Source organism: Bacillus sp. 5w2 (genome assembly GCF_054353775.1).
In genome coordinates this window covers 1-2,324 of record NZ_JBTIWT010000042.1, presented here as the reverse complement: position 1 = coordinate 2,324, position 2,324 = coordinate 1, and the positions used below count along the sequence as shown (strand labels likewise).

The 2,324-nt window shown below is 33.3% G+C and carries 2 protein-coding genes; both read left to right on the top strand.

Features of this window, described 5'->3' with window-relative positions; all coding sequences use genetic code 11:
* Positions 1 to 215: 215 nt before the first annotated feature.
* Positions 216 to 1,175 carry an alpha/beta hydrolase gene (locus tag ACXY7N_RS30245; RefSeq protein WP_098561339.1) on the top strand — a complete coding sequence of 320 codons (960 nt, stop codon included), beginning with the start codon at positions 216 to 218 and terminating at the stop codon, positions 1,173 to 1,175.
* 165 nt (positions 1,176 to 1,340) lie between these two features.
* On the top strand, positions 1,341 to 2,072 hold the full coding sequence (locus ACXY7N_RS30240; RefSeq protein ID WP_016089568.1) for a DsbA family oxidoreductase: 732 nt from the start codon (positions 1,341 to 1,343) through the stop codon (positions 2,070 to 2,072).
* Positions 2,073 to 2,324: the final 252 nt, after the last annotated feature.

Below are 2,324 nucleotides of genomic sequence, written 5' to 3'. Positions count from 1 at the left end.
CTAACTACTTATCAGCCTCAAGTACCATTATAATTTGTAAGTAATCCTTATTCTTCTAATCCTCTCATATTCAATTTCTTTCATCATTTTCGATGTGTAGTTTAAGATTTTCTATTTCATTTTTTGTAGAAGTGATCTGCCAGTGTGTTAAAATAGTGCAGTTGTTTTTTTGAGTACTTGAATATAAGAAGATTTAACTTTGAAAAGGAGATAATATGAAAAAGATAGGTGTAATTACTATAGTAGTTTTAGTCCTTCTAGCAATTACTTATATGTTAGTCGGGAATTATTTTTATAATTATGCATTGAATGCAAAACAAGAGAAAGAATTTTTAGAGGATAATCCTCACTTAGTGGAAACAGTGAACGCATCGGGAGGTGTGTTGGCTACAAATGAAGAAAAGGATGCGAACTTTGTAGCAAATCATAAACCTAATACATTGAACATAAATTCTATCGATAAGTTGAAATTAATAGGTTATGAATATATGAATGAACAATCTAGCCATAAATGGGCAATTGTAGTTCATGGATATGATAGCAGGGCATCGAAAATGACGAAATATATCCGAAATTTTTATGAACAAGGTTATAACGTCATAGCGCCAGATCTTCGTGGGCATGGAAATAGTGAAGGCGATTATATCGGCATGGGCTGGCATGATCGTAAAGATATTTTGATTTGGATTCAACAAATCGTAAAGAAAGACCCTAATGCTGAAATAGCACTATTTGGTGTTTCGATGGGCGGAGCAACTGTAATGATGACTTCAGGTGAAGATTTACCTTCTAACGTTAAAGTTATTATTGAAGATTGTGGTTACTCAACTGTTATTGATGAATTTACTTATCAACTAAAAGATCTATTCCACTTGCCGAAGTTTCCTGTTATGAATGCGGCGAATACAGTTACAAAATTAAGAGCTGGATATGATTTAGAAGAAGCTTCAGCTATTAAACAAGTTGCGAAAAGTAAAACACCGATGCTATTCATTCACGGGGATGCGGATACATTCGTTCCTTTTGAAATGTTAGATGAAGTGTATAATGCTGCAAAAGTAGAAAAAGAGAAATTAATTGTTCCAGGTGCTGGACATGGAGAAGCTGAGAAGATAGATTCGAATACATATTGGAATACCGTATGGAAGTTCGTAGGGAGATATATTCCAGCATAATTAGATTTATATATGCGATAATCAGAAAGCAATACTTTTGATTATCGTTTTTCTATTTGTAAATTCATTTTAGGTTTCAGTATATAAGGCTTGAAGCATAAATTTTTGAATTTCTTAGTGCCAGTGCTACAATGGTTGGAAACTACATGTTAATGAGGTGTTTCTATGAAAATTGAAGTATGGTCAGATTTTGTATGTCCATTTTGCTATATTGGGAAACGTAGATTAGAAATGGCTTTAGAGCAATTTCCGCATAAGAAGGATGTTGAAGTTGAGTTTAAAAGTTTTGAATTAGACCAAAATGCTCCAATCTATTCTGGAACAAGTATTAATGAAGTACTTGCATCAAAGTATGGGATTAGTATTGAAGAAGCTAAACGTAATAACGTGCAACTAGGCAATCATGCAGCTAGTATGGGTTTAAGTTTTAATTTTGATGAGATGAAGCCAACGAACACTTTTGATGCGCATCGTCTTGCGAAATTTGCAAAGGATCAAGGGAAAGAAAAAGAGATTACGGAAAATCTACTTTTTGCATATTTCACTGAATCGAAAAATTTAAGTGATGTGGATACGCTTGTTACTATCGCTGAAGCTTCAGGCTTAAAGAAACAGGAAGCTTTACATGTTATTAATGATAAAAGCGCATATGCAAATGATGTTAGAATTGATGAAGCGATTGCTCAGCAATATCAAATTTCAGGAGTACCTTATTTTATTATTAATCAAAAGTATGCTATTTCAGGTGCGCAACCACTTGAAACTTTTGTTGGTGCACTTCAGCAAGTATGGGAAGAGGAGAATCCTGCACCGAAGTTACAGGAACTTTCAGCAGATGGTGGAAGTGATCTTTCTTGTACTGATGGAAGTTGTTCGGCGCCATCAAAAGAACAATAGTTACTATGATGAAATAGCGACAGGTAGATAGTTTTACATATTGCTTCTATATTTATATAGAAGCAATATGTAAATAAAAAATTTGATTACCTAAATGAAATTTATAAAATATAAAGTTTTTTAAAAAACATGTTGACGATTATACAAATGAAGTGTAATATAGAACAAGTCGCCGATGCAATAACGCAGAACGCGGCAAACGAAATAAAAAACTTAGTTGACATTAACTAACGAAGATGTTAAGATAAGGAA

Bases quoted from the DNA above. Each gene is read 5' to 3' on its own strand.
- ACXY7N_RS30245 (WP_098561339.1), top strand. From the start codon at position 216: ATGAAAAAGATAGGTGTAATTACTATAGTAGTTTTAGTCCTTCTAGCA.
- ACXY7N_RS30240 (WP_016089568.1), top strand. From the start codon at position 1,341: ATGAAAATTGAAGTATGGTCAGATTTTGTATGTCCATTTTGCTATATT.